This window comes from Peribacillus frigoritolerans, from assembly GCF_040250305.1.
Taxonomy (GTDB): domain Bacteria; phylum Bacillota; class Bacilli; order Bacillales; family DSM-1321; genus Peribacillus.
Genome location: NZ_CP158190.1, coordinates 3,743,843 through 3,770,632 on the forward strand (window position 1 = coordinate 3,743,843; position 26,790 = coordinate 3,770,632).

Below are 26,790 nucleotides of genomic sequence, written 5' to 3' on the forward strand. Positions count from 1 at the left end.
GATCAACGGTTTTTGTTTTGAAGAATATTGATTATCAAATTGGCTGTCTCTTCAACAGCTTTATTGGTTACATCAATGATAGGACAGTTCAACCTTGATATGATTGTATCAAAGTATGTCAATTCTTCTTTTATGCGCTCCACATTTGCATAAATCGCATGATCATTAAGCCCAAGCGACTTTAATCGTTCTTTACGAATATGGTTCAGCTTTTCCGGACTGATCTTTAAACCAATGCATTTTTCAGGAGGTACCAGGAACAGCTCTTCTGGAGGTTCCACTTCAGGCACTAAAGGTACATTGGCCACCTTATAGCGTTTGTGGGCTAAATACTGTGATAACGGCGTTTTTGAAGTGCGTGAAACACCGACAAGGACGATATCTGCACGTAATATGCCCCGAGGGTCACGTCCATCATCATATTTTACAGCAAATTCAATGGCTTCCACACGCTTGAAATAGTCATCATCCAGCTTTCTTACAAGACCAGGTTCATTAAGCGGCCCTTTTGGCGCCCTTTCCTCAAGGATATCCATGAGCGGCCCTAAAATGTCATAAGCAGACAGGTTTTCTTTCTCGACCTGTGCTTTCATATACGCTCTAATAGCTGGCTTCACAAGAGTATATGCAATGATTGCCCCATCCAACTTAGCCAGCGATATCACTTCATCCACGTTTTGTTCATCTTCAATATACGGAATTCTCTTTATGGAAAATGCAGATCCCGAGAACTGGCTTGCAGCGGCTTTTGTAACCAATTCCGCTGTTTCCCCTACCGAATCCGATACAACATATATAATAGAACCGTTCATATTCTCCGTCATTCCTTTTGCAAGCCCCCTAATAGCCTTCATCAGCCAAAGCTACGAATGCTTTCGTAATATTGGTTTTTGTAATCCTTCCAATTACTTCATAGCCTTTTTCTGTGTCTTTGACGACCGGTAATGAGTCGATTTGTTTATCAATCAATTTTTTGGCCACATCAATCAAAAGGTCTTCTTTTGAACACATTGTAATATTGGGCATCCTAGTCATGATGATATTGACTGGAATGGAGTTAAGCTCTTGTTTCCCAATACTCGCACGCAACAAGTCTTTCCTTGATAAGACACCAACAAGCAATGCATGCTTGTCGACCACGAACATTGTTCCGACATCTTCTAAAAACATCATGACGATTGCATCATATACGGAAATGCCCTCGTCAACAACGACAGGTATCGATTGGTAGTCTCGTACATAAAGATGGTTAAGGCTGTCGGTCAAAAGCTGTGTCCCTGACCTGCCTGTATAAAAATACCCCACTCGCGGCCTGGCATCAAGAAAACCTGCCATCGTTAAAATGGCTAGATCTGGACGAAGTGTCGCCCTGGTAAGGTTCAATCTATCCGCAATATGTTCTCCAGTAATCGGTCCGTTTTCTTTTACAATTTGTAAAATTTGCTCCTGACGCTTATTCAATTGGATTATAATCACCACCCCACTGCTTTCGCAGAGTAAAGTAACAAAATTTATTCATTTAATAATTATATACTAAATTATTTAATAAGGGCATTTTTGTCCTATTTATTGACCATTATCTTTTTAAGAAATCGGAAACCCTATGTAAAGTGTTTCCGATTTCCAAGCATCCTTTCGATCATGTAAGGATGATTTTATTCATGGCAGCAAACCCTGCAACCAAATCACTGATCTCTTTCATTAAGGATAAACGGTTATTACGGATTGCTTCATCATCTGCCATGACCATTGTATTCTCGAAATATGACTCTATTTCCGATTGAAGCGAAACAAGCTGTTCAAACCGCTCATTCTCATCTTTAGATTCCATATAACGGATTGCCACTTGTTGATATTTTACATATAACGCATTTTCTTGATCATTTTCAAAGACAGAAGGATCAACTGTCACCTTATTGTCACATTTTACGGCAATGTTCATGACCCGACTTAATGCTTCCAGGCTTTCTTTAAACCCTGCTTCGTCCTTTTTAGCATCCAAGACATGTGCACGTTCCACGATAGAGTGGATATAACCGATCTCATTGAACAGAACTGCATCAATCAAATCGTAACGGATTTGCTGTTCTTGAAGCAGGTGTTTGACACGTGCTTTAAAGAATGTGAACATATCCGCTTTAACTTCTTCAAGATCACGTTTTAATATGCCTTTTGATTCCAGTCCTTTAAGGCCTAAAACAATAAGCTCCTCTAGAGAAATATTCCATTTCTTCTCCGCTAGGATTTGGACGACACCGCTCGCCTGCCTTCTTAATGCGTAGGGATCCTGGGAACCTGTCGGAATGACGCCAATAGCGAAGAATGAAGACAAAGTATCAATTTTTTCAGCTAAACTAACAACCGCACCAATGACTGAAGGCGGTACATTGTCATCCGCATGTCTTGGCATATAATGTTCATTGATAGCCGCGGCCACTTCTTTTGCTTCACCTTTTAAGATCGCATATTTTTCACCCATATACCCTTGCAATTCAGGGAATTCATAAACCATTTGACTCACCAAATCGAACTTGGCAATTGCCGCTGTCCGAAGCGCCATTTCTTTTTCCGCCTTTAAATTCAAAGCATCCGCAAGGGCACCCGTCACTGCGGTTACCCGGGCAGTTTTCTCGGCTAAGGTACCGATTTCTTCATGATAAACGATGCTATCGAGCTTTTTCAAAGCATCCGAAATCTCTTTTTTCTGATCTTCTTTATAGAAGAATGCGGCATCAGATAGGCGGGCACGCAATACTTTTTCATTACCTTTAGAAACCTTATCCAAATGGCGGTCATCGCCGTTACGCACGGTTACAAAGTGAGCAAGCAGTTTCCCGTCCTGATCTTTAACAGGGAAATAACGCTGATGTTCCTTCATCGATGTGATAAGCACCTCAGCTGGAAGCCCAAGGAATTCTTCTTCAAAATCACCAAATAACACCGTTGGATACTCTACCAAATTATTGACTTCTTCAAGCAGATCTTCATCGACTGGGATGATCCAGCCTTTCTCCTGCTCAAGCTCTTTAATCTGATCCAATATAACTTGCCGGCGTTTATCTGGATCCGCCATAACAAATTGTTCTTTTAACGTATCTTCGTACAGTTCCGGCAGTTCGATGCTAGCGCTATCTCCCAAGAAACGGTGTCCTTTTGTTTCACGGCCCGTTTCCACATCAGCAATGCTGAATGGCACAATGTCATTGCCGAATAAGGCAATCAGCCATTTAATCGGACGAACGAAGCGGAGCTCCTGATTGGCCCAACGCATATTTTTCGGGAACGTCATGCCGCTGATGATTTCAGCAAGCTCAGATAAAAGCTGAACGGTCTGCTGTCCTTTTATGAATTTATTCACATGGACATATTCCACACCCTTGAGTTCTTTAAAATAAATGTCCTCTGAAGTCATGCCTTGACCCCTGACGAAGCCCAATGCGGCTTTAGACCAGTTGCCTTCACTGTCCAAAGCGATTTTCTTAGCCGGGCCTTTTGCTTCTTCTTCGATATCCTTTTGGGATTCTTCCACGTCTTTCACCAGTACAGCCAAACGTCTTGGTGTGGAAAAAGCTTCAACCGTTCCGAATTCTATCGCTTTTTCCTTTAGCCATTGCTGCACCTTATCTGACAACTGCTTCATTGATGCTGTCACAAAACGGGCAGGCAGCTCTTCCAATCCAATCTCCAATAACAAATCACGCTTGCTCATTTGTATTCTCCCCTTTCACTTTCAGAATCGGGAAGCCTAATTTTTCCCGCTCTTCATAGAAGGTTTTGGCAACCTTGCGCGCTAGGTTACGGCACCGGGCAATATAACCCGTTCTTTCCGTCACCGAGATGGCACCTTTGGCATCCAAAAGGTTAAATGTATGTGAACATTTCAAAACATAATCATATGCGGGATGTACAAGTCCTTCTTCCATTTGCCGATGCGCTTCCTTTTCATACATCGTGAAAAGCTGAAACAGCATATCAAGGTCGGAGGTTTCGAACGTATATTTCGAATGTTCGTATTCCGGCTGTCCAAAAATATCCCGAACTGTGAATCCATCTGTCCATTCCAGGTCAAATACGTTTTCCTTATCTTGAATGTATGAGGCGAGACGTTCGATCCCGTATGTAATTTCCACGGAAACCGGCTTGCACTCAAGGCCGCCCACTTGTTGGAAATATGTAAATTGCGTGATTTCCATTCCATCAAGCCACACTTCCCAACCGAGACCAGCACACCCTAGTGATGGATTTTCCCAGTTGTCCTCCACAAAACGAATATCATGCTCAAGCGGATTTATCCCTAAAGCGCGTAAAGAATCCAAATATAACTCTTGGATATTGTCAGGCGACGGCTTCATGATCACTTGGAACTGATGGTGCTGATACAGACGGTTAGGGTTCTCACCATAACGACCGTCAGCAGGACGGCGTGAAGGCTCCACGTAAGCAACGCTCCAAGGCTCCGGTCCAATGGCTCTCAGGAACGTGTATGGGCTCATCGTTCCTGCCCCTTTCTCGACATCATAAGCATTCATTAATATGCAGCCTTGTTCAGACCAATGCTTTTGTAACGTTAAAATCATATTTTGAATATTCATCGTACACCTCCAAGTTATTTAAAACGGCTCTTTTTAAAATCAGGTCGGAACCCATCACATTTTGGCAAACAAAAAACTCCCGTCCCTATGCGAAATGCATAGGGACGAGAGTATACCCGCGGTTCCACCCTAATTGCCGTTTATAAAACGGCCTCTTTTCAAAGCAACATGCTCCGGAAACGCCCTTCCCTGTAAATCCATATCCCGGCTTCCACCGTCCCGGGTTCGCTTTTTATGGAGAATGACAGATACTCTTTTCCATCAACGCAATCTTCTTATTTTGATGATTAGAATTTTATACAAACTAGCATGGAATGTCAATAGGTCAGATCTTAAAACATATCTTTCATCGTATCAATCTGTTTCAGGAACTTTTTTGATTTCAAGTTCAGACCAGAATATTCCTCATAATAAGCATCGATGATCTTCCGCAGTTCTTTTTTCGTTTCAGGCTTGACGGAAATGTTTCCGAGCCTTGATAAATCGAAATAATAAAAGATCCGCAGCAATTTGACGGCTGCAGGTGAAATTTTATAATGATAAGGGTCCTTCCCCAGGCAGCGGTGACAGATAAACCCCGCTTCCCGAAGCGAGAAGGAGAATTCCCCTTCCGTTTCACCACATACAGCACATTGATTCAGCACTGGGTTAATCCCATTGACGGGCAGCATCTTCATTTCAAAAATGAATTTCAATACCTCTGCGTCATATTCTTCGTTTATGTAATGCAAGGTTTGCGAAAGCAACTCATACAAATATGGATTCGGTTTCTTATCCTCGACGCTTTTATCAAGCAATTCAACAATATAAGAAGCATAAGCAGTGGCAAAAAGATCCTCCCTTATGAAACGGAGTGAATCGACCATTTCTCCTTGCTGAAGACTTCCGAGTCCGGTTGATGTAGTTACAAGAAAATACCCGGAGCAAAAAAGCTGTGTGACGGCAGAAAGCCTGCTGTTAGGTTTACTGGCTCCTCTAGCCATAACGCCAATTTTTCCTAGCTCACGGGTATATATAGTAATGATTTTGTTATTTTCTCCATATGCAGTTCGCCTTATGACAATGCCCTCACATTTTTGGAGCATACCAAGACACCACCCATGCTCGCCAAGGCTAACCTATGAAACAGGAAAATCAATTTCTGCTAGCTCATCATTTAATCCCAAGTGTCTTTCCTGTCTTTCGACTTCTATCTCCTTAAACAGCAAATAGGTGTCCACATTACCTGTTTCAGTGAATAATTCCCAGGTAAAATCCAACATATAAAGCCCACCTTTCATTTTTAACTAGCAATATGAATATCCGACCATATGATTAGCTTGACCGTTTTCCAAACTTTCATGACGCGTAAATTTTGTTAATTAATACTCGCTTTCATTGAAGCCATAATCGCGAAGCTGGCTTGCTTTGTTACGCCAATCCTTCTGCACCTTTACCCACAGTTCCAGGAAAACTTTCGAGCCCAATAAGTTTTCGATATCCACTCTGGCACGGCTGCCGACTTCTTTAAGCATCTTCCCTTGCTTTCCGATGACAATGCCTTTTTGTGAATCACGTTCGACAACGATCGTCGCCATGACATTAATGGTGTCGCTGTTATCCATTTTTTTGATTGAATCGATGACAACAGCCACCGAATGCGGAATTTCTTCCCGTGTCAGGTGCAGCACCTTCTCGCGGACCAATTCGGAAATGATAAAACGTTCCGGGTGGTCGGTCACTTGGTCAGCAGGATAAAACTGGGGACCTTCAGGCAGATGTTCCTTGATTTGCTCAAGCAATGTATCAACGTTATTTCCTTCAAGCGCAGAAATCGGAACAACTGCCGCAAATGGGTAAAGCTGTTGGTATTTTTCAATGATCGGAAGTAAATCATCCGGATGCATCGCATCGATTTTGTTTACAACCAGAAAAACAGGCGTTTTTACGGATTGAAGTTTTTCAATGATAAACTCGTCACCGCGTCCGTATCCTTCAGTCGCATTGATCATGAAGAGAATCAAATCGACTTCCTTCAATGTATTCGTGGCCACTTTCATCATAAAATCACCAAGCTTATGCTTTGGTTTATGAATGCCGGGTGTATCGATGAAAATCATTTGTGAATCGTTTTGCGTAAGTACACCTTGGACCTTATTTCTTGTAGTTTGCGGTTTATCGCTCATAATGGCGATTTTTTGACCGATGACCCGATTCAGAAATGTACTCTTCCCAACATTAGGTCGTCCAATAATCGAAATGAAACCTGATTTGTAGTCTTTTACTTGTGTATCATTAAATAATTTATCCATTCAAATCCTCCGGTGAAAAAGCTCCTGGAAGCAATTCCTGTACTGTTAGTTCTTTTATATCCCCATTTAAGTTGGTCAAAACAACCGGCATATCCTTTTCGCACAGCTCTGAAATAACCTGCCTGCATGCCCCGCATGGAGCAACGGGACCATCGGTATCTGCAACAACTGCAAGTTTAGCGAATTTTTTATCGTCATGGGCATAAGCGCTGAATAAAGCTGTCCTTTCTGCGCAATTACACATGCTGTATGCAGCATTTTCTATATTACAACCATGATAGACCTTTCCATCAGCGGTTAAAAGGGCTGCCCCCACCTTAAATTTGGAGTAAGGCACATAAGCTTTATCCCTTGCTTTTTTAGCTTCCTCAATCAATTCTTTTGTATTCAATTCACATCTTCCTTTCAAATTGAGTACCATTTCGGCAATCTACAGGCCAAACTTGGGCAAAAAGATAATCAATCCAACTATTATAGAAAATATAGCATATATGAATACAGCTCCGGCTGCAATATCTTTTGCCTGCTTGGCAAGCGGATGGATTTGATCCGTTACCAGGTCCACTACCCTTTCAATCGCTGAATTAACGAGCTCCAACGTAATCGTACCGGCTATGGCCGCCAAAATGAAAAGCCACTCCATCCCATTCAATGAGAAGTACCAACCAAAGAATACGACGATTGCCGTTAACGCGAAGTGAATCTTGATATTGCGTTCAGTCCGAACAGCCTCCAAAATTCCCTGACAGGCAAAAGAGAAACTTTTTAATAAAGGATACCTTTTTTTACCCTTCTCTTGAAAGTCCATATTCTTCCAAGATCTCCTTTTGTTTTGTGAACATCACTTTTTCATCTTCTTCATTCATGTGGTCAAATCCTAATAAATGAAGAAATCCATGCAGTGCCAAAAATCCAAGTTCCCGGTCAAATGAATGACCATATTCTTCAGCCTGTTCTTTTGTGCGTTCAATGGAAATGATGATATCCCCTAGCATGCGGGGCATTTCGGCCCCGATAATTTTCACTTCATCTTCTCCCATTTCTTCAAGCGCAAAAGAAATGACATCTGTAGCTGAATCTTTGTGACGATATTCTTTATTGATTTCCCGAATCCTATCATTGTCAACAAATGTAACAGACAGCTCGGTGTCTTTTTCAATGTTTTCTTTTCTTGCCGCAAATTGCAGAATGCTTTCAACAAGGTGCTGAGCTTCCTCCGTTACTTCATTCGTTTCATCCATTAAATCGATAGCTAAAATCATTCTTTCACCTTCTGTCCTAATTTATCCGACTCCGGATATTCAATCCTGGAGTGGAAGATACCATTAAGCGATTCACATAAAGAATGCTTCACGATACTCAATTCTCTCATAGTAATGTCACATTCATCAAATTGACCATCAGAGATCCTGTCCTGAATGATGAAACTTACCAGTTCTTCAATCTTCTCCGGAGTTGGGTGCTTCATCGATCTCACTGCAGCTTCCACACTATCGGCTATGCCGATGACGGCTACTTCCTTCATTACTGCCCTCGGCCCGGGATAACGGTAGTCCGCTTCGAGTGTGGACTCATCTAGTTTTTTTGCCTTGTGGTAGAAAAATTTCAATAAAGTGGTCCCATGATGCTGCTCTGCAATATCCACAATCTCTTTCGGAAATTTGTTACTGCGAAGCATCTCCCCGCCGTCTACGGCGTGGGCAATGATGATATCCCTGCTCGTTTCCGGCTGCAGCCGATCATGCGGATTCTCTTCATTCATCTGATTTTCGATGAAGAAATGCGGCCGCTTCGTTTTACCGATATCATGATAATAACTGCCGACCCTTGCCAGCAATCCATTCGAGCCGATGGCTTCACAAGCCGATTCCGCCAAATTGGCCACCATCACGCTATGATGATATGTCCCCGGAGCCTCAATCAAGATCCTCCGAAGTAAAGGATGATTGGGATTCGCGAGCTCGATAAGCTTAATTGATGATAAGATCCCGAAACCAGCCTCGAAAAACGGCAACAGGCCCATAGTCAAAACGGCTGCACCCACTCCAGAACCCATCGCAGCAGCAGCATAATACAAGTACTCCATTCTAGTATAATGGCTGTCCATAATAAAGATGAGCGAAAAAACAAATGCCATATTGATTAAAGCCAATAGCAGCCCCGCTACCAGCACCTTTGATTTGAAATTGGGCCTCGATAGAATGATGATTGCCGTCAATCCCCCAAATATGATATAAAGCCCCATCGAGAAATCCAGATTTCCAGGTGTATCACCATTGAATATAATCGTACCATACGAACCTAACAATATGATCATTGCTACCGCTAGCTTATCATTCAATAAAATCTTGATGAGCATCGCCGCCATGGCACCCGGGAAAATGTATTCCAAGTTCGAGTTTTTCAGGTCTGCGAGAATGCTGACTGTTTTCATGGTAGCCATTGAAAGGATGAAGACAAGACTGAAAATCAATAACTGATTGTACTTGTTATCCTTTTTGGAAATGGAATAGTAGAAAAAGTAATAAAAAGCGGCAAAAGTCAGGAATATGAATAACAGCAGGCCGATATACGGGTAAATGGTAGACTCCGTATTTAAGAAGCCCGCCAGTTCAAGCTGCCTATATACATCCCTGTCCACTAATTGATTTTCTTCAACGATGATCTGACCTTGAAGGATCCTGATCGGCTCCACGCTTTCAACCGCTTTCCTACGCTGTTCCTCGGTTTTGTCCTTATCGAAAAATACATTCTGAATGATTGCCGTACGCGCAAGGGAAGTGGAGGCTTTTTTCATATCGCCGCTAATGCTCATATAACCCAATTCCTCTACAACCTTTTTCTTGGCATTTTCGACGTCACTTGCAGCGATTCGGGAGCTCATCACATTATTCACTGCTGTAATGGTTGAATCCTTCGCTATTTTCAACTCATCTTCATCAGCCTGCACTAATGCAAGGAAAACGGATTCCTCGATATTTTTATTCACTTCATCGGTCAATTTTTCTTTTAATATGGAAACTTTTTGAGCATCCGTCTTTACGGTCTCTTTTTTATCCTCCTTTTCCTCATCTTCTTTATGATTTTCATCGGGGTCCGTTTCTTGATTCACCTCTATCGCTGAATCGAAAATGGATGAAATCAGATCGACTTTATTTTTGGCATATTCTTTTTTTAAAGAATATACATCCGCCACCTGTTTTGAAATCTCTTCTTTTTCCTGTTCCGTCTTATAGGTATCTTCCACAGTCTTGGTTGAACGGATCGTTTGTTCTGCAGGCTTAAACAGCTCTACCTGGACCCTTTCAGGTTTAACATTGGAGAACATTAACACATAAGCAAACAAACCAAGTATGATGAACAATAACACTTGAAAAAAACGATGGACCAACAGCCCTTTTATTTGAGTGAAAAATTTCTGGATACGATTCAAGGAAGGTCCTCCTAATAAAAATGATGTTTATTATTCTAGATATGTAAAATCATAACAGTTTTTATGTGAATTTTCACCTTCGTATTAATAAATGTAAAGCTTCTTTCATTCCATATCCACTTTTTCACGATAAAGTTTGTCATTTAGACACATCACGAAAAATCCGCCGATTGAAATGGCGGATTTCTTCTTATGACTTCGCCTGCTCGTAAGCAGTAATGATTTTGGCGACAAGCGGATGTCTTACAACATCACTTTGTTCAAAATAAACAAAGGATAGACCTTTAACATTCTTCAAGATCTCTTCTACCCTGACAAGACCTGACTTCATGCCTTTTGGAAGGTCAATTTGGGTCCGATCTCCCGTAATGACCATTTTCGATCCGAAACCAAGCCTGGTCAAGAACATCTTCATTTGCGCTTCCGTCGTATTCTGGGCTTCATCCAATATGACAAAGGCATCTTCAAGCGTACGGCCCCTCATATAAGCCAGAGGAGCTATTTCGATCGTTCCACGTTCTATCATCCTTTGTGTCTGTTCCATCCCTAGAAGGTCATGGAGAGCGTCATACAGCGGACGTAGATATGGATCTACCTTTTCCTTCAAATCACCAGGCAGAAAACCAAGGCTTTCCCCTGCTTCGACCGCAGGCCGTGTCAGGATAATCCGTTTAACATGTCCATTTTTCAACGCATTGATGGCCATCACTACAGCAAGATAGGTCTTCCCGGTTCCGGCAGGCCCAATTCCAAATACAAGGTCCTGTTTCTTTATTGCCTGGATATAGTATCTCTGCCCGATTGTTTTGACTTTAATGGATTTCCCCTTAGCCGTTTTTGCGATTTCCTCATCATATAATTCACCGAAATACTCCAATGTGCCTTTTCTTGCCAATTCAATTGCATAAAGCACATCTCTGGAACTGATTGCAATTCCTTTTCTGACCACTGTCAATAATGCCTTGAGGATTTCCTCCCCCATCGTTACCCGCTCGATATCACCGGCAACACTCACCGCTTCACCTCGGGTTATGACGGAAATGCCTAGCTCCTCTTCGAGCACTTTTACATTTGAATCTCCATTGCCCAATAAAGCGATCGCTTCATTAGGTGATTCTATTTCCAGCTTAATTACTTTCACATCATCTGCCATTCGTTAGTCTCCTTGAATGATTGGTTGTCCAATCGCTATATCTTCAATAACTTGGTAATGTATAGATAATTTAACTTTACCATTCTCCATGCTTTCGTGCAAAATTTTTTCTTCGACGATTTCATCTTCCTCGTCTAAATGCTTTTTCAATTCAGCTTTAGCCATTTTCCTGCCTTCCTCCACCGCTTCTTTCTCCGTATAACTTCGTACAATATCTTCCTTGCTCCTTAACGTCACTTGTTTATAGGAAATGGGCAGTTCCCATTGAAGAAAGTGAAACGGCCTCATTGTCGTTTCTTTTTCCTGTTTTTCATATCCCGGATCCTTGAAACCCCATACCGGAAGGGAAAAGCCCCCCATTTTTAAAAAGTGCCTGCTCGTTTCATCTCCGTTAAAAACAGAAAACTTGGTTTTTAACGGAACTTCCACTTTCGCTTTATACCACGTTTTCCCTTTTATTACTCCCTGTGCGGATACAATTTCCTGTTTATCCTCTTTTCCAATCAATCCTGAAACAAGAAGCTGTCCCTTTCCTACATAATCATTCACATTAACAATAGATTGTCCTTTTTCAACGAACATATCAGTGATGATCGCTTTTTTAGAAGCTACCAAATTCTGTGGAGATGTCTTCTCGACCTCTTTAGGCTGCCGTTTTTCTACAACCCGAAAATGGTAAGTCGTTCCCTTCAGCTCTACCCCTACCCATGTCAATGCACCAATCCGGTCCGACAGCTTACGCTGAATCGTATCCACATCATCAACAAAGAATTGCACTTTACCGATTTTCACGCCCATCTTGTCCAATTCTTTCCGGATGGCATGCTCGGTTGCCGGTTTGGCATCTTGAACCTCGATGCCCCATACCATATTGGAAAGTACGAATATGCAAAGCAGGAAAGCGATCATCCCCGCTAAAAACCCGCTGTTTTTCATGACTCTCTTCAATAGGAAAGGGAAACCCTTTCCCTGCATGAACTTTACTTTACAATCGCTCTTACGCATGACCTGACGGAGTTTTGGGATATCCCTGATATCCATATGGAAAATCAGGGATTCACTTCCGACACGCTTCACTTCCCAGATATGAAGCCCCCTTCTCGTCAGCATATTGATCAGCCGTTCTGCACCTTTGCCATAAGCCTTCACCTTTACATAGCCTGTATAATAGTTTGTCCATTGGTTTTTCATGGAGACCTCCCGGGATCATTCATTGATAAAATAAACCTTATCAATTTTGCCTTCGAGCATGATTTCTTCCGGCAAAATCGTCTTTATGACAAAGGCATTTCCCTTTATCAGCAACTGCCCATTTTTCAGCATCAATCGCACTTCGCTGTCTGTAAAAGCCAATAAGCCACGATGGTTTTCAATATAAATATGTAATTGTCCAATCATTGTAATTCGCGGCAGGTCCATCATGACATCTTGCGGAAGGTCCATTGTTTTGGTCATAAGCTGTTTCACTTTTTTTCCCCAATTGCGTGCCATAAAAAAGAACCCCCTTTCATCTCAATGTATGTATTATTTTATAGATAGCTTGATGAAAGTGTGATAACACAGCCTTTAGGTAATAATATTCTTCAAGGGGGAACATTATGATAAAGCACGTAGGAATCTTATTGAGGATTAGTCGAGAGAGTACAGAAAACGCTGATACATTGCTTTCACATAGAACCATAGCCGAACGGTATATGAAGGAACATGGCTATACCTATCAAATATATGAAGAAGTTAAATCAGGTGCTTCTAATATTGCTAACCGTACCGCCTTATTAGAAATGTTAGCAGATGTTGAAGCTGATAAATTAGATGCAGTGTTTGTCGTAAGTATTGACCGTATCAGTAGGGATACACTATATGCACAAATGGTAGCTAAAGTTATTGCTGATGCTGATATACCTGTTATAACGCCTGAAAAGACGTATGATTTAAATAGTGACGATAGGTTGTTATTTGATATTCAGAACGTTGTATCTAGCCAAGAATTAAGGCTAATCACTAAACGTCAAAGGTCTGGTAAACGGGAACATATAGCTAGAGGTCAGTGGGCACAAGGTGTAGCCCCCTTTGGTTATAAAAGAAATGAAGATAATACTAGCCCTAACTATAAACACCTTGAAATTAACCCTACTGAAGCTGATGTAGTACGGATGATATTTACTTATGCAATTGCAGGAAATGGTATTCCTACGATTATAGATAAGTTAGCGGGCTACACTACAAGAAGTTACACAACCAGTAAGGGAAAATATCATACAGGCAAACCTTTTAGTATTAGTATGGTCAATACGATTCTGAAGAATAGGGTTTATGTAGGTGAAGTTCAGATGCAAATTAAGGATAAACGGAAGAATGTTGTAGATGTTATTTCTACAGTTAATGCACATGAAGCAATAATTGATACAGATACCTTCGAGAAGGCACAGGAAGCAGTAGCTGGACGTTTATCGGGTGGTGCTGAAGGTTTGGTTAAGCGTAACCGTAGTAGAGGTGAATGCCTATCTATATTGAAGGATTTAGTGTATTGCAATAGATGTGGTAGCAAGATGGGATTCAGGAAAGATTCTAAACAGCAGGATGTTGTATATCTAAAAGCTTGCCCATGTGGTAATAAAGGTGCAACAGAATCCCGACTATTAGAAGAGTTCTATAATCAGTTTGAATTCACAGAAAGATACTTTACGGAACAATGGGAAAAGGCTTTAGCAACACCTATGGAAGATTCTAAGGAAGTACTACAAAAGCAATTGAAGCAACTACAGGAACAACAGGACAAACTAAACAGGAAACTAACTAAGATACGTTCCGCTTACCTTGATGAAGTTTTTACAAAAGAAGAATATTTAGCTGATAAAACGGCTACTGAAGAAGAACTGATGTTGCTGAAGAGGTCTACAAGCGATTTAGAAAGGCAATTGGTTAACCTAGATACTAAAGATGTTGCCGAAGGCTATGCAGAGAAGCTGAAGTTAATCCATAAGGTTAAGGAAATGGTTAAAGATAACCCTAGTTTAACGGATGAAGTAACAACACGTGCTAATACAATAGAAGCTAACCGAATGCTTAAAGTTCTGATTGATAAGATTTACTACCAGAAACATGATGAAAAGATTATAGGTTCTGATGCAATGGGTAATCCAGAAGTTGACTACAATATAATAGAAGTAACAATTGCACCTAAATAAAATTAGGTGTTTTTCTATGTTTACCGATTTGTAAAGCTAGGTGTAAAAAATCCTTACAATTAGATAAGTTTGTAAAATGAAAGAATTAACGGTAAGCGTTATAGAAAGCCTGTTATCTCAACCTTTGTATGAAGTAGAGTAACAGAAATTGATTGATTTTAGTTGTCAATCTAAGCTACATTGTAATCATTATAATTAAGTATACCGTTTTCCCCACCATAAATTACCCTTGACTTTTTACAGCAATTACCCCCACCTTTTTCTACAGCAATTACCCTACCCTTTTATACCACCCCTTTTCCCTACCATTATTAGTACACCTTTTCCACACCCTTTTTAGGCAATTTCCCCACAGAAATAGGCACAACTTTCCCCTACCATTTCCCCCACCTATTTATACCACCCTTATTCCCACCCAAACACTACGCACTAAATTACCCCTAACATTTGCCCAACCTATTGCTACCACTACATTGTACGGCTATATGATTAGGAACAATAGGAACAGTTATATTATTAGTACCTACTACTATCGCCTTATACTAAATGATTAGTTTTAACATCATAGATATGTAATGATTTATAGATAGCTGTATCAATAACCATTAACACTAATCATTACACTTAATGTAATATCCTAACACTTGTAATTAAATCATTAATGTGAATCAACCGTCACTGATGTTTAAATAATATCAATTAAAGTTGACCAGTAGGGGTGTTCTAAAATTTGGACGAATTCTGGTTTGGGTGTTAATCCTTATAATAAATATCAAACTAAACTGGCAGGTCAATTTTTTTCATCTTTAAAAATAAACTTGGCGATAACTTGTTCCAATTTATCACGTTACAGAAAATACCTTATTTGTTATACTTTACAGTGATGACAAAATTATCAGGAGGTAAGGTATTGAAAGGGATTAACGAATGGGTACAAAATAATAAAATAAAATCAGTCTTAATACTATTATTAACTTTTTATCTTTTACCGCTTTTAATCGTTCATATATTATATAAACTACCTACAATTTCCACGGTGTTTATAACAAAGTGGACAGCAGGTGAATTAATTGATTACTCTGTAACATTTATGGCATTTCTCGGAACTCTTGCATTAGGGGGTGTAGCTTACATTCAAAATAATAGACTTAATAAAATTAATAACGATTTAATTCAACATCAATATAAGCCAATTATTACTGTAAGCCCTTCTGTTGATGAAAATAATGAAAGAGAGAAATTAAGAACCTATTATAGGACAGTTGAAAGAGACAACACTGGTATTTTAATAAATCATGGATGGTCAGAAAGCCAAACGTATTTCCCTTCTGCAAAATTAAGTTTTTTAAATATCGGTTTGGGACCTGCGGTAAATGTTCAATTATTTTGGTATCAACTTGACAGTGTTGATGGAATCTCAAAATTAGATGAAATCTCAAAAAGAAATATCGATGATTTTTATGAAAAAGTTAAGTATTCTAATTTTACATATATTGATAACGGTATCACTAAAAATGAACCTTGGGGGATTTTCACAGACTTTTCGTTAGGAGTAAACGAAGATGTAAATAGGCTTAATTTGTTATTATCATTTGAAAATAATGCTTCTCCATTTCACAGTATCATAGAAATTAAATATGAAAATTTGTTGGGGATGAAATTTAAACAGCTTTTATATTTGGGATATAATGGAGAACCAAGCATGTTACCTATATCAAATGTATATGTTAATAATTCATCAGTTTAAGTTGGGATTGTGAGGTTACTTAATGAAAGCAAATGAAATTGTTACCGTACTAAATCAGTTTAAAGATTCCAGTTATCAAAAGGGGTTGATAGACGGTACTTGGGGAATTGGAAAGACTAAATATGTTGAAGATTTTAAAGATGCATATATAGATGCTTGTTATGTATCACTGTTTGGAAAAAAAGATATTGAGAGTATAATTCAAGAAATATATTTTCAAATTGTTGATAGCGTACCAAAAGGGAAGTTAAAAAAACACTTTAGTGTGTGGAGAGAAAAACTTAATAATATCAACGTTCGTTTTTACGGCTTTTCTATCTCCGTTCCACTAATAGAAAACTTACATAAAACCTTGTACAAAGAATTAAATAAGAAAAACACATACATTATTATCTTAGATGATTTAGAAAGAAAGCATGAATCACTTAATATCAAAGAAGTATTAGGTTTAATTGATGGACTTGCTAAAATAGAAAAGATAAAAACTGTACTTATTGCTGCTACAGACCAACTAAAAGGGGAAGATGAAAGAACATTTAAAGATTATAAAGAGAAAGCTATCGATAAGTCATTTACAATAGATGAATACGCAGATGAAGCACCTGTAAAAATCCTGGGTGAACAGGTGTGGAATGTAATAGGTAAGTATTCTGATGACTTTAAATTTAAAAATTTGAGGACATTTAAAAAAACTGACCTATTTATTAAAGAAGTAATTAAAGTTATTGGAGAAGATAAATTTACCGAAAAATTTACTAAAGATGATGTATGCCGAATGTGTTTTGCTACTATTTTCTTTAAAGTTGAACATAAAAGTGAGATGAAATTATTAGATACTGAAGGAGATGCAAGTGACTTCAAAAATACTTATTATAAAAGTAGCGATGCTGGAGTTATTGAGTATTTATGTAACCATATTTTAAAAAATTCTTTAGATAATACTCAAAGTAAAACTGTATTTCATCATATTATAAAGTGGTATGACACAGGCACTTTCCCAAAAGAAACCTTATTTAATTTAATTTCTTCAATTAACAATTATGAGGAGAAACCAAAAAACTTCTATTCTTCAGAACAGGAGATTCTTAACGTAATTGACAATACAAAAGAGTACTTAAGAAATCTAAACGGAACTGAAAAAATAGATGAAATTGTAAGAAATATTTCTACCGCATTTGCATGGTGTGAGGTATTGTCCATTGATTTTGGATTAAGTGGAGATGAAATCATATCTTTGGCAAACAAAAATATTTCAAATAGTATCGACTTAGATACAGGTCTTTTTCATAATGAATTAGATTCTATAGGTGTAGAAAGCGGTGAAGCAAGAAATATTATCAATTCTTTAAATAAAGCATTAAAATTTGAGTATTATGAACAGTTGATAATACAAATCAAAAATAGTTATGTTGATGGTTCTTACAACGTTTCTTACTTAAGACAACTCAATGTTGTAATTAATTCAATTGTTGATGAAAAGTTTAGAGATAGCTTTATAAAAAATTTAAGTGACAATCAATTCTTTTTCCCTATACCTTCTGGGAGAATTTCCGAAGACCTTTGGACATGGTGTCACCAAATTAATAAACTTATAAAAGATTTTGACAGACGATGGGAATTAAAAAATTATTATGATGATTTTAAAAATTACATTAACGGTTTAGACGTAGTTCAAGATGATAAATTACTTCAACATAGGTTAAAAACTTTATTTAATAGATAACTAACGAGGACATTACTAAAGTCCTCTTTTTTATTTCCAAAAAGGCTAAGATTAGAGATTGATTAGAAGTTGGTTGTCCAGTTCTTGAGGATAACCTTCTTTTTTTATGCTGAGGTACGATTTTCATACCCGAATAAGACTTAATTAATAATACTTAATATAAAAAGACTTAATATATTAGAGATGAAAAGCTAAAGCTTTTAATTGATTATTGATTGATTATGAATCTATAAAGGAATACCCGTTATAAGTGATAGATATATGAAATAGAAGAGAAAACGGTAAAGCCTTTAGAAAGAAAGAATAAGTAATAACTGCCCTGCCCTGCCAATAACGGTGGGGATTTTTTATTTTTAAATTATTTTACGATTCAATGTCCCATAGCTTACGGTCACACTTGTTTAATTAGTATAGGGATTAAAAAGACCCTTAATAAATACTTAAATTTAATTACCAATAATTACATGCTGCTTAATTGTCCCATCCCTGACAATCAGACTTTATTTATATAGTAAGAGAACAAATAAATTACAACTTAATATTACGGAGAACTTTGAAGCTGAAAGTTAACTCCTTTATCAAATAACTACAAGGGTACTAGTAAGCCCGATGCATAAAGTTTACTAGATGGGCAATTTGTCCATGTTGGGGATTTTAATATTTACCCTGTTGAGAATTAACTCACAAATAAATATTGGAGAAGGCTGTTGAAGAACAGTTAGTAATTGAGGAATTGACTATATTACTTTTACTTCGTGGATGTCAATTTACTAGTAGGATATTTGTCTCTTCTAACTTAAAGAATTCACCGTTTAGTAATACATATAGATGTTAACAAACGGTTGATTAATAAAAGAGATTAAGAGATTAAAACATTGGCTTCGCCAGTCTTTTGACCTTCTAAATATAACTATTAAATAGATATAGCCGTTACTAGATAAAACATTATACGATATGTCCCATTTTCCTAACTTTATGGGAGTTTGAACAGGACATGTATTTAAAAGATATTGAAGTATTAGAGGTAAAACATATTTTTTAAAAAATAATTTAAAAAAGTTTTAGATTGTTGTCCCAAACCTACAAACAGACTTTATTTATATAGTAAGAGAACAAATAAAATAAAACATTAAACTAAGGAGTTGAAAATAATGAGAGTCGTATCCTATGGAAAGGTAAAGATTGAATTGGAATTACATGAATCATTCCCGTTATATGCTGAAAAAGTGTTAAAAGAAAATACTGCCCCTGATAATCCCCGTTCTCCTAATATGCATCCCTCTTCATACAATATCCTCTTTGAAAAAGATATGCCTTGGTTTGACAAAGCAGCGATGAACAATGTTGGATGCATGAGTAGTTACAATAAACTTATGGTTCAAATGTCTAACCGTTTACACAATGCAAAGCATATTGAAGAAATTGATAAAAATGTTAGGTCATATGATTTATTCAAGTATGAAACAGGTTTACTTAGATACGGTAGCTAGGTAACCCCGTCCTGAAGATGACGGTATAAAAGCTTCTAGCATTAGCAAGTGCTTAGTCCTAAGTCATTTTTATACCCTCCCTTTCTCTTTCTAGAAATCATTACAGGTTTACTCCTATTTTCCTGTAGTGGTTTCAATGAAGGTAGAAATACTTTCCTAAAATATCCGGCAATAAGCCGACAAGAGAGAGGAAAAGAGGTACACCTCCTTTAATTTAGTAGTTGTTTATTTTGCATTCTAAGGCAGAAACATCTTCAACATGTAAGGCATCCATTAATTTATTCCTAAACGGGACTAGTCACCCCAAACTATTTTAAAAGTACCTAATTGAGGGGAATCATTGAATTCTTCTAAAGCGAACAATTAGGTACTTTCTAAAGTAGTTTTGAATACGAGATGGATATCCTCGTTAAAAGGTCTTTATGGTTATAGAGAATGGCGTGAAACATTTTCTTATGTGTTAGCTGTAATTGATTTCTGTTTGATACAAAGAACCCTCCAATTGTTTTGAAGAGGTTAAAAGCTTTATACAACAACCTTGATTAATTGATTGTTGTGGGGACATTCAATTTAAAAATGTACTAGACGGAAACCATAGACACGTAAGTCTAGTACTTAACCTTACCCGATAGATTTAATTCTATTGGCTATACTGCACCTTCTTCGGAGGGTGTAGAAATATTTAATAGAATATAAACAATATAGAAAAGAGGATAAATTAAAATGACAAAAGCAAATGAAATGATTAAATTACAACAGCAGGTGCAACAATTATCTAAACAACTTCAGGCGAACAATGCATATAAACATTCTGCAATTCATAAACGGATTGAAGCTGAAGCGGAACGGTGGTTCGATAGCAAGGTAGCCGAGAAGGAAACGGCACAAGCACATAAACAATTCTTACAAGAAAACATTACAAAAATGATGTTAGGTAATCCACAGCACCGAGAAGTAAGTATACTAAAAGTTGTTAATGGTGTACCTATGAGAGTTGCCACTGATAATATGGCTAATGTGGTAAAGGTTGAACCTATCAAAAGTTTTGGTGAATTGGATTACGGGGAACGTTCCCAACTAATGACAGAAAATAAGAAGTTATATACACGCTTAAAACACGAGGTATATAAACCTGAAATGAATGACTTTCATGTTGATGTAATGGTCAGTGATGGTATTAAGTTTGATGAATGGTCTATTCTAGCTGATACACCACAGAAGCCTAGCCTAGAGGGTTTAAGCACGGAAGATTCCTCTAAGGTGCTAAGTGAGTATAGTAAAGCTACAGAAGCCCATACAGCCCGTTTAACAACATATCAAGCAACTAAGACATCCTATGAAACGGGTGTTATGAATAACGATTTGAGAGAAGCAGAAAATAAGATTGAAACTATCACTAAAGAATTAAACGGGGAATAATTGAAATGGATAAACTAGAAATAGTTGTTGCAGTAGTTTATCTATTAGCTATTTACAATATCGTTAAAACAATACTTTTAACAGTTAAACTAAAGAAGACAGAAGAGAAGATGGAAAAACGCCTAGAAGAGTTTTATGCACAACTTGGGTAGCCTTAATTGGTTGCCCTCTTTTTTTTATTTATAAACAGAAAAGGAATGAATAAATCATGAAGGTAGAACACAACAGGGTAGATTTAAAACTATCTGAAATAGAAATGAAGTTTTGTCATGCTTATGTAGCAAATATGAGAAACACATCAGAAACGGCTAGACAGATTAATATTAGCAGACCTACTTTAAATAAATGGTTGAAGAAACCGCATATTCAAGAATATTTAAATGTGTTAGGTGAAGCAGGTATTGCAGAATCTATTCTAACCTTTGATGAAGCAATGCAGATTCTAACGGGTATAGCTAGGGGAACTATTACAGAAGAAGTAATAAACTTTAAATCAGGTAAGATTGAAAAGACAATCCCCAATACTATTTCTAAGAAGCAAGCCGTTGAACTGTATCTAAAAGCTACTGGACAGCTTGTACAGCGTATTGATATTACATCAGACTATGATAGACCTAAACCTAATGTAAATGACCTTACAACAATAGATATGGCTACTAAGAAGATTGCACCTCCTATTGATGCAGAGTTTGAAGAAATTGATACGGGTGATTTAAATTGAACAGTGAAGGATATTTCATAAGCAAGTATAAAGATGATGAAGGTAATCTGATTCATGAAATTGACTTACATCATTACAACCCTACCGAAGATGAAGAAATAGATGATAATATGGTTATTGGTGATTTTAACGGTATCAGTATAACTTCTATAGCTGAATGGTATTTCAATACTAACAAGCTTCAAGGGAAGGTTAAACTAGGTTCTGATTCAAGGATAAGCTTACCTACTGTTCCATCATGGAAAGAACTTTCTAAACGGTATCCAGAAGGAAAGCTACTTAGAATTAAAGGTGAATACTTTGTTGTAACTAGCATTGATGTTGAAATAGTAACTGAAGCCTTTAAAGATAATACTTGGCAAGATACAGACCTATGGACAGCAACCGTTAATGTTAAGCCATACGGTGTAGATGTTGCAGAAGATTGGATTAGTGTTGACTTAGATATTAACTGGAATGAATAACAAAACCCCTTTCCCTTAATTGGATTAGGGGTTTTTTTGTCTAAAATACTTACCAGTAATAACCTAATGTAATCTAATATAATCTGTTGTATTCTAAGTCTTGTAAGAGAGACACCTTATACAAGGTTCTTTATTAGCTTCAAGAAGTAATGCTAATAAGCTTGTGCATAGTGCTAAAACAGAAGCTGAACGTGAAATGTTTATAGAGTATAGAAATCATGTTATAGAAACAATGAACTTAGTAAAGCTTTATAATAAGCTTGATAAAGTTATTTAAAGGCATTGGGGAGAAATCCCCTCCTTACATATTCATTCTAAAGGAGGTTGCAAAAATGGCTAAATCAAGTGTTTCATTGAAGGTTGCTGAAGAGGTTAAGGGAATGTTAGAGGAACTTAGGGTATTCTACAGTAAAGAAGTATCCGTTGATTTAAACACTAGTCAAACGGCTGAACGTATTATTAGATTAGCCTACTTAGATATGAAAGAAAAAAAGGCTGAGGATTAAAACTTCCCCAACCTTTCTTTTTGTTTATTTATAACCACCTCTAAATAATTTCAAATGTATGAAATGAAAGAGGGTTCTAGCACAAAATTATAAGGGAATGAAAGTCTATTTTTTCAGGCTTTTAATGACGGGCTTAAAAAAGCCCAGGCTCCGAATCACCTTCTGGATCTGTGAAGACTTCTCTTCGCCCTTGGCGGTCCCAGCACTTCTGACATGATGATGCCATCAATCAGCTGTTTTTTGCCAAAAGACGGTCCTTTGCGATAGACCGGACTGTTATTATCAGAAATCGTTGATGTAAGTTGATCCGCTTTCGCTTTTTGATATAAACGCTCTTGATCGTACCTCTGCTGAAGCCGTCTAAGCTCCGTAATCCTTTTGTTCGCTTCGTTCTTCGTCTCATCGATCACTTCAACAGCCTGTGCTGCCTGGTGTTCGACTTTCCTTACGGGAGGAGGTGCATGCTTTTGCTGCTGATTCCCTTGCGGCATTTCACCTTGAAGCTCCCGCATGACCTCCTGCCATTTCTTTTTCGGAGGGGTGTTAGGATCTTGAGTCTGCTTTTTCTTTCCTAACATGGACGTTAAAACACCGATCAAGACAATGATAAGGAATGGGTTCTCGAGAAAGAAATCAATAAAATCTCCCATTTAAAGACCTTCCTTCCCTGACCTAATTATTATTTTGGTTATTGTTGTTATCTTTTGGATTTTCGGATATTTTACTGATGGAATCGCGCATATCCGTATCAGCCGTGATATTTTGGATATTCATATAATCCATCACTCCAAGGTTTCCGCTTTTCAGTGCATCAGCCATGGCCAACGGAACTTCGGCTTCGGATTGAACAACCTTCGCTCTCATCTCCTGAACACGGGCAACCATTTCCTGTTCAAGTGCAACAGCCATCGCACGGCGTTCTTCGGCCTTTGCCTGGGCTATCTTCTTATCGGCTTCGGCTTGGTCAGTCTGTAATATGGCCCCGATATTTTTACCGATATCCACTTCAGCGATATCAATGGAAAGTATTTCGAATGCCGTTCCTGAATCCAACCCTTTTGATAAAACCGTTCTTGAAATCAAATCGGGATGTTCCAGTACATCCGTATGCATTTTCGAAGCACCGATCGTCGATACGATCCCTTCCCCTACACGGGCAATGATCGTCTCTTCACCGGCACCACCGACCAAGCGTTCAATATTGGCTCGGACCGTAATCCTTGCCTTCGCTTTCACTTCAATACCATTCATCGCCACACCAGAGATGAACGGCGTTTCAATCACTTTCGGGTTAACGCTCATTTGAACGGCTTCCAGTACATCACGGCCGGCAAGGTCAATAGCTGCACCCCGTTCGAAAGGTAACGTGATATTGGCTCGTTCTGCAGCAATTAATGCATTCACCACTCGATCGACATTACCGCCTGCTAGGTAATGGCTCTCCAATTGATTCGTTGAAACATTGATTCCAGCCTTATGGGCCTTGATAAGCGGGTTGACGACCCTGCTTGGTATAACACGGCGAAGCCTCATCCCAACTAACGTAAATATACTGATTTTGACTCCTGCCGCTAAAGCGGAAATCCATAGCATTACTGGTACGAATGTGAAAAATACTGCCAATACGATGATAGCAGCAATCACTGCCAGTACAATAAATATCGTTCCTGAAGTTATCACTTAATGATTCATCCTTCCTGTATCTTTTAATTTTAATTTGAATCCGGAATTTCCCGGACGACTACCCTTGATCCTTCAACTTTCACGATAACGATTGACGAACCTTTGGAAATAAAGCTTCCTTCGGTCACGACATCCACTCTTTCTTCTTTGACCAAAGCTGTTCCTGAAGGCCTCAAATCTGTAAGGGCCTTCCCTTCAACACCTAATAAATCCAAACGATTCGGATTGCTGACATACCCTTGTTCCGTTTTTGTTGCATCGGTTAATATCATTTTCCTGAAAAATTTCATCTGTTTTCCAAACACCTTTACAAGTAGGATGAATACCAAAATGGATACGGTGACCGCAATTAGCAAGGATATCGTCATATGGACCGGATCTCCTGTCGCGAGGAACAGACTCCCCACTATCGCTGTAAATCCGAGCAGCCCGATAATCCCCCCAGGGATAAAAAATTCAATCAGTACGAGAATGACCCCAATGATGAACATCGCTAACGATTCGTATCCGGTGATACCGGCGACAAGATGACCATAGAAGAATAAAACAAGACTGGTGATTCCAATGACCCCCGGAATTCCAAAACCGGGTGAAAACAATTCCATCACAATTCCGATTCCCGCTATCGTTAATAAAATGGGAACGACGATCGGGTTGGTCAAAAAGCGGGCAAGTTTCTCAGGAAAGCTTTCTTCGATTGACCGAATATCAGCATCCTCAACGCCAAGTATACTATACAGCTCCGCTTTCCCAGAGACGGTGCCTTCGCTATATCCAGCCTTTTTTGCCTGCTCGGCTGTAAATGTCAGCAACTTTCCTTTTTCCGCTCCATATTCGGGTAAATCGATGTCTACATCAGCCATCGCCTGGGCGTATATGGGATCACGTCCATTTTGTTCTGCAGCAGTCTTCATGGCTGCTAGCCAATAAGATTGCGCTTTTTTACCTGCAGCATTCCCTGTTGAATCAATTACAGCGGCAGATCCCATGGTTGCACTCGGAACCATATAGATCTCATCTGCACTTAGAGAAATGTATGCCCCTGCAGATAAGGCCCTGTTATTGACATAGGCAACTGTCTTGATTGGTGAATCGGACAGTAACTTTGCAATTTCCCCTGCTGCATCAACAGCGCCTCCAGGGGTATTCACCTCGAAAACGACAAGATCTGCATCAGCTGCTTCAGCAGTGGTAAGCGCGCGTTCCAAAAAGGCCGAAAGTCCCTTTTCCACCGTTTCTTCTATTGGTACATGGTAAACGATCTTCTCGTTTGCAGATACCGTCGATCCCCCAAAAGAAGACATGGTGAACAGCAATCCAAATAAGAGTACAGATAAATAACGCCAAATTTTCAACGGAACGCCCCCTTTCCCGTATTAAACGCGGTAAGTGCCTCCAATATCAGGAGGAAAACCTACCAGTAAATTCAGCACTCAACTAAATTCGAATAAGGAGCAAATGAGCAACCCTTTACTCTGTTCTTTAGTTATTACGTATGTATATGAAAAAGGTTTCAAAAAAAGCAAATAAAATTAAAAGTGCCCTATTATCTTGGGCTTCGTTTCAATAATATACGCATAAAATTCATGAAATACACAAAAACCACAGGCAATTTGCCTGCGGTTAGGTTTCGAGTTTTAAGTTTAGAGTTTAAGATAGATGTTGTTGTACTAATTTGTTTACTAGAGAACCATCCGCTTTACCTTTAACTTTAGGCATTAAAGCTCCCATAACTCGCCCCATATCTGCTTTGGATGTTGCATTGACTTCTTCAATCGTTTGTTTAACGATATTAGAAATGTCTTCTTCTGAAAGTTGCTCAGGCATATAAGCCTCTACGTATACTAGTTCGGTGCGGACTTTATCCACGAGATCTGAACGACCTGCGTTTTCAAACTCCTGGAGGGAGTCTTTGCGTTGTTTTAATTCGCGAGAGAGCACTGTCAATTCTTCATCATCTGTTAAATCTTGCCTCTGCTTCAAGGCTTCGTTTTGAATGGAAGCCTTCAGCATCCGAATAACAGATAGTTTGTCCTTTTCCTTGTTCTTCATCGCTTGTTTCATATCATTATTTAAACGCTCGAGAAGACTCATCTTTCCACCCTCTCTTAGAATTTACGTTTTCTTGCAGCTTCAGACTTTTTCTTACGTTTTACGCTTGGTTTTTCATAAAATTCACGCTTCCTAGCTTCCTGAAGCGATCCTGCTTTAGATACAGTACGTTTGAAACGACGAAGAGCATCTTCAAGCGATTCGTTTTTACGAACGACGGTTTTAGACATCTCTTTCCCTCCCTCCGAAAACAACACACTAACTCAAGTTGTCAACATGTTATACATGTACTAAACAATTATAATATATCATCTTTAGCAGGTCAACC

28 protein-coding genes and 1 other annotated feature are annotated in these 26,790 nt (G+C 38.6%); of the genes, 9 read left to right on the plus strand and 19 right to left on the minus strand.

The features are described 5' to 3' along the window. Nucleotides 1-2: 2 nt before the first annotated feature. From ABOA58_RS18335 to yqfC, 14 genes are all read right to left on the minus strand, one after another. Entirely contained in the window at nt 3-812 is an 810-nt protein-coding gene (locus ABOA58_RS18335) for a pyruvate, water dikinase regulatory protein (RefSeq protein WP_101223470.1), read from the minus strand. A gap of 28 nt (nt 813-840) precedes the next feature. Then, on the minus strand, nt 841-1,479 hold the full coding sequence (locus ABOA58_RS18340) for a helix-turn-helix transcriptional regulator (protein ID WP_034308483.1): 639 nt from the start codon (nt 1,477-1,479) through the stop codon (nt 841-843). A gap of 160 nt (nt 1,480-1,639) precedes the next feature. Next, nucleotides 1,640-3,709, minus strand: a complete 2,070-nt coding sequence (gene glyS, locus ABOA58_RS18345) for a glycine--tRNA ligase subunit beta (protein ID WP_350299497.1) — start codon at nt 3,707-3,709, stop codon at nt 1,640-1,642. Continuing rightward, nucleotides 3,696-4,592, minus strand: coding sequence for a glycine--tRNA ligase subunit alpha (glyQ, locus tag ABOA58_RS18350; protein ID WP_034308488.1), 897 nt, complete (start codon nt 4,590-4,592; stop codon nt 3,696-3,698). Before glyQ ends, glyS begins: the two co-directional genes overlap by 14 nt. Before the next feature lie 97 nt (nt 4,593-4,689). Then, nucleotides 4,690-4,866, minus strand: a binding site (T-box leader). Nucleotides 4,867-4,924: 58 nt separating this feature from the next. Beyond that, nucleotides 4,925-5,677, minus strand: a complete 753-nt coding sequence (gene recO / locus ABOA58_RS18355) for a DNA repair protein RecO (protein ID WP_241589829.1) — start codon at nt 5,675-5,677, stop codon at nt 4,925-4,927. Nucleotides 5,678-5,710: 33 nt separating this feature from the next. Beyond that, entirely contained in the window at nt 5,711-5,854 is a 144-nt protein-coding gene (locus tag ABOA58_RS18360) for a YqzL family protein (protein ID WP_065310843.1), read from the minus strand. 99 nt (nt 5,855-5,953) lie between these two features. Beyond that, the gene (era, locus tag ABOA58_RS18365; protein WP_101222597.1) at nt 5,954-6,883 is read right to left on the minus strand and encodes a GTPase Era; all 930 of its coding nucleotides are present in this window, start codon (nt 6,881-6,883) and stop codon (nt 5,954-5,956) included. Next, on the minus strand, nt 6,876-7,274 hold the full coding sequence (locus ABOA58_RS18370) for a cytidine deaminase (RefSeq protein WP_350299498.1): 399 nt from the start codon (nt 7,272-7,274) through the stop codon (nt 6,876-6,878). The genes era and ABOA58_RS18370 overlap by 8 nt, the downstream gene beginning before the upstream one ends. Before the next feature lie 39 nt (nt 7,275-7,313). Then, on the minus strand, nt 7,314-7,691 hold the full coding sequence (locus tag ABOA58_RS18375; protein ID WP_089361538.1) for a diacylglycerol kinase family protein: 378 nt from the start codon (nt 7,689-7,691) through the stop codon (nt 7,314-7,316). Next, nucleotides 7,669-8,145, minus strand: a complete 477-nt coding sequence (gene ybeY / locus ABOA58_RS18380) for an rRNA maturation RNase YbeY (protein ID WP_350299499.1) — start codon at nt 8,143-8,145, stop codon at nt 7,669-7,671. The genes ABOA58_RS18375 and ybeY overlap by 23 nt, the downstream gene beginning before the upstream one ends. Beyond that, nucleotides 8,142-10,316 carry an HD family phosphohydrolase gene (locus ABOA58_RS18385; protein ID WP_350299500.1) on the minus strand — a complete coding sequence of 725 codons (2,175 nt, stop codon included), beginning with the start codon at nt 10,314-10,316 and terminating at the stop codon, nt 8,142-8,144. The genes ybeY and ABOA58_RS18385 overlap by 4 nt, the downstream gene beginning before the upstream one ends. Before the next feature lie 190 nt (nt 10,317-10,506). Beyond that, complete coding sequence (locus tag ABOA58_RS18390; RefSeq protein ID WP_034308506.1) at nt 10,507-11,469, minus strand: PhoH family protein; 963 nt, start codon at nt 11,467-11,469, stop codon at nt 10,507-10,509. Nucleotides 11,470-11,472: 3 nt separating this feature from the next. After that, nucleotides 11,473-12,660: a sporulation protein YqfD gene (yqfD, locus tag ABOA58_RS18395; RefSeq protein ID WP_350299501.1), complete on the minus strand. Its 1,188-nt coding sequence runs from the start codon at nt 12,658-12,660 to the stop codon at nt 11,473-11,475. A gap of 15 nt (nt 12,661-12,675) precedes the next feature. Continuing rightward, nucleotides 12,676-12,960: a sporulation protein YqfC gene (gene yqfC / locus ABOA58_RS18400; protein ID WP_034308511.1), complete on the minus strand. Its 285-nt coding sequence runs from the start codon at nt 12,958-12,960 to the stop codon at nt 12,676-12,678. 107 nt (nt 12,961-13,067) lie between these two features. On the opposite strand from yqfC, the gene ABOA58_RS18405 reads away from it, so the two are divergent. The 9 genes from ABOA58_RS18405 to ABOA58_RS18445 all read left to right on the plus strand — a co-directional run bounded on the left by ABOA58_RS18405 (nt 13,068) and on the right by ABOA58_RS18445 (nt 22,727). After that, nucleotides 13,068-14,657, plus strand: a complete 1,590-nt coding sequence (locus ABOA58_RS18405) for a recombinase family protein (protein WP_350299502.1) — start codon at nt 13,068-13,070, stop codon at nt 14,655-14,657. A 910-nt stretch (nt 14,658-15,567) separates the two neighbouring features. Next, on the plus strand, nt 15,568-16,404 hold the full coding sequence (locus ABOA58_RS18410; protein WP_350299503.1) for a hypothetical protein: 837 nt from the start codon (nt 15,568-15,570) through the stop codon (nt 16,402-16,404). A 22-nt stretch (nt 16,405-16,426) separates the two neighbouring features. Continuing rightward, nucleotides 16,427-18,127: a P-loop NTPase fold protein gene (locus tag ABOA58_RS18415; protein WP_350299504.1), complete on the plus strand. Its 1,701-nt coding sequence runs from the start codon at nt 16,427-16,429 to the stop codon at nt 18,125-18,127. A 1,151-nt stretch (nt 18,128-19,278) separates the two neighbouring features. Beyond that, nucleotides 19,279-19,617 (plus strand): hypothetical protein, encoded by a 339-nt coding sequence (locus ABOA58_RS18420; protein ID WP_350299505.1) that lies wholly within the window; start codon nt 19,279-19,281, stop codon nt 19,615-19,617. Nucleotides 19,618-20,340: 723 nt separating this feature from the next. Continuing rightward, nucleotides 20,341-21,036, plus strand: coding sequence for a hypothetical protein (locus ABOA58_RS18425; protein WP_350299506.1), 696 nt, complete (start codon nt 20,341-20,343; stop codon nt 21,034-21,036). A gap of 5 nt (nt 21,037-21,041) precedes the next feature. After that, nucleotides 21,042-21,188 carry a hypothetical protein gene (locus ABOA58_RS18430; protein ID WP_350299507.1) on the plus strand — a complete coding sequence of 49 codons (147 nt, stop codon included), beginning with the start codon at nt 21,042-21,044 and terminating at the stop codon, nt 21,186-21,188. A 56-nt stretch (nt 21,189-21,244) separates the two neighbouring features. After that, nucleotides 21,245-21,757, plus strand: a complete 513-nt coding sequence (locus ABOA58_RS18435; RefSeq protein WP_350299508.1) for a terminase small subunit — start codon at nt 21,245-21,247, stop codon at nt 21,755-21,757. Beyond that, nucleotides 21,754-22,221 carry a hypothetical protein gene (locus ABOA58_RS18440; protein WP_350299509.1) on the plus strand — a complete coding sequence of 156 codons (468 nt, stop codon included), beginning with the start codon at nt 21,754-21,756 and terminating at the stop codon, nt 22,219-22,221. The genes ABOA58_RS18435 and ABOA58_RS18440 overlap by 4 nt, the downstream gene beginning before the upstream one ends. A gap of 332 nt (nt 22,222-22,553) precedes the next feature. Then, nucleotides 22,554-22,727, plus strand: coding sequence for a hypothetical protein (locus ABOA58_RS18445; RefSeq protein WP_331261875.1), 174 nt, complete (start codon nt 22,554-22,556; stop codon nt 22,725-22,727). Between the two features lie 155 nt (nt 22,728-22,882). On the opposite strand, the gene ABOA58_RS18450 is transcribed toward ABOA58_RS18445, so the two are convergent. From ABOA58_RS18450 to rpsU, 5 genes are all read right to left on the minus strand, one after another. Further along, nucleotides 22,883-23,377 carry a hypothetical protein gene (locus ABOA58_RS18450; RefSeq protein ID WP_350299510.1) on the minus strand — a complete coding sequence of 165 codons (495 nt, stop codon included), beginning with the start codon at nt 23,375-23,377 and terminating at the stop codon, nt 22,883-22,885. A 22-nt stretch (nt 23,378-23,399) separates the two neighbouring features. Beyond that, on the minus strand, nt 23,400-24,389 hold the full coding sequence (floA, locus tag ABOA58_RS18455) for a flotillin-like protein FloA (protein WP_413020384.1): 990 nt from the start codon (nt 24,387-24,389) through the stop codon (nt 23,400-23,402). A 50-nt stretch (nt 24,390-24,439) separates the two neighbouring features. Further along, nucleotides 24,440-25,759, minus strand: a complete 1,320-nt coding sequence (locus tag ABOA58_RS18460; protein WP_397315433.1) for an NfeD family protein — start codon at nt 25,757-25,759, stop codon at nt 24,440-24,442. Between the two features lie 301 nt (nt 25,760-26,060). Next, complete coding sequence (locus ABOA58_RS18465; RefSeq protein WP_101222605.1) at nt 26,061-26,504, minus strand: GatB/YqeY domain-containing protein; 444 nt, start codon at nt 26,502-26,504, stop codon at nt 26,061-26,063. Nucleotides 26,505-26,518: 14 nt separating this feature from the next. Beyond that, entirely contained in the window at nt 26,519-26,692 is a 174-nt protein-coding gene (rpsU, locus tag ABOA58_RS18470; protein ID WP_028391853.1) for a 30S ribosomal protein S21, read from the minus strand. Nucleotides 26,693-26,790: the final 98 nt, after the last annotated feature.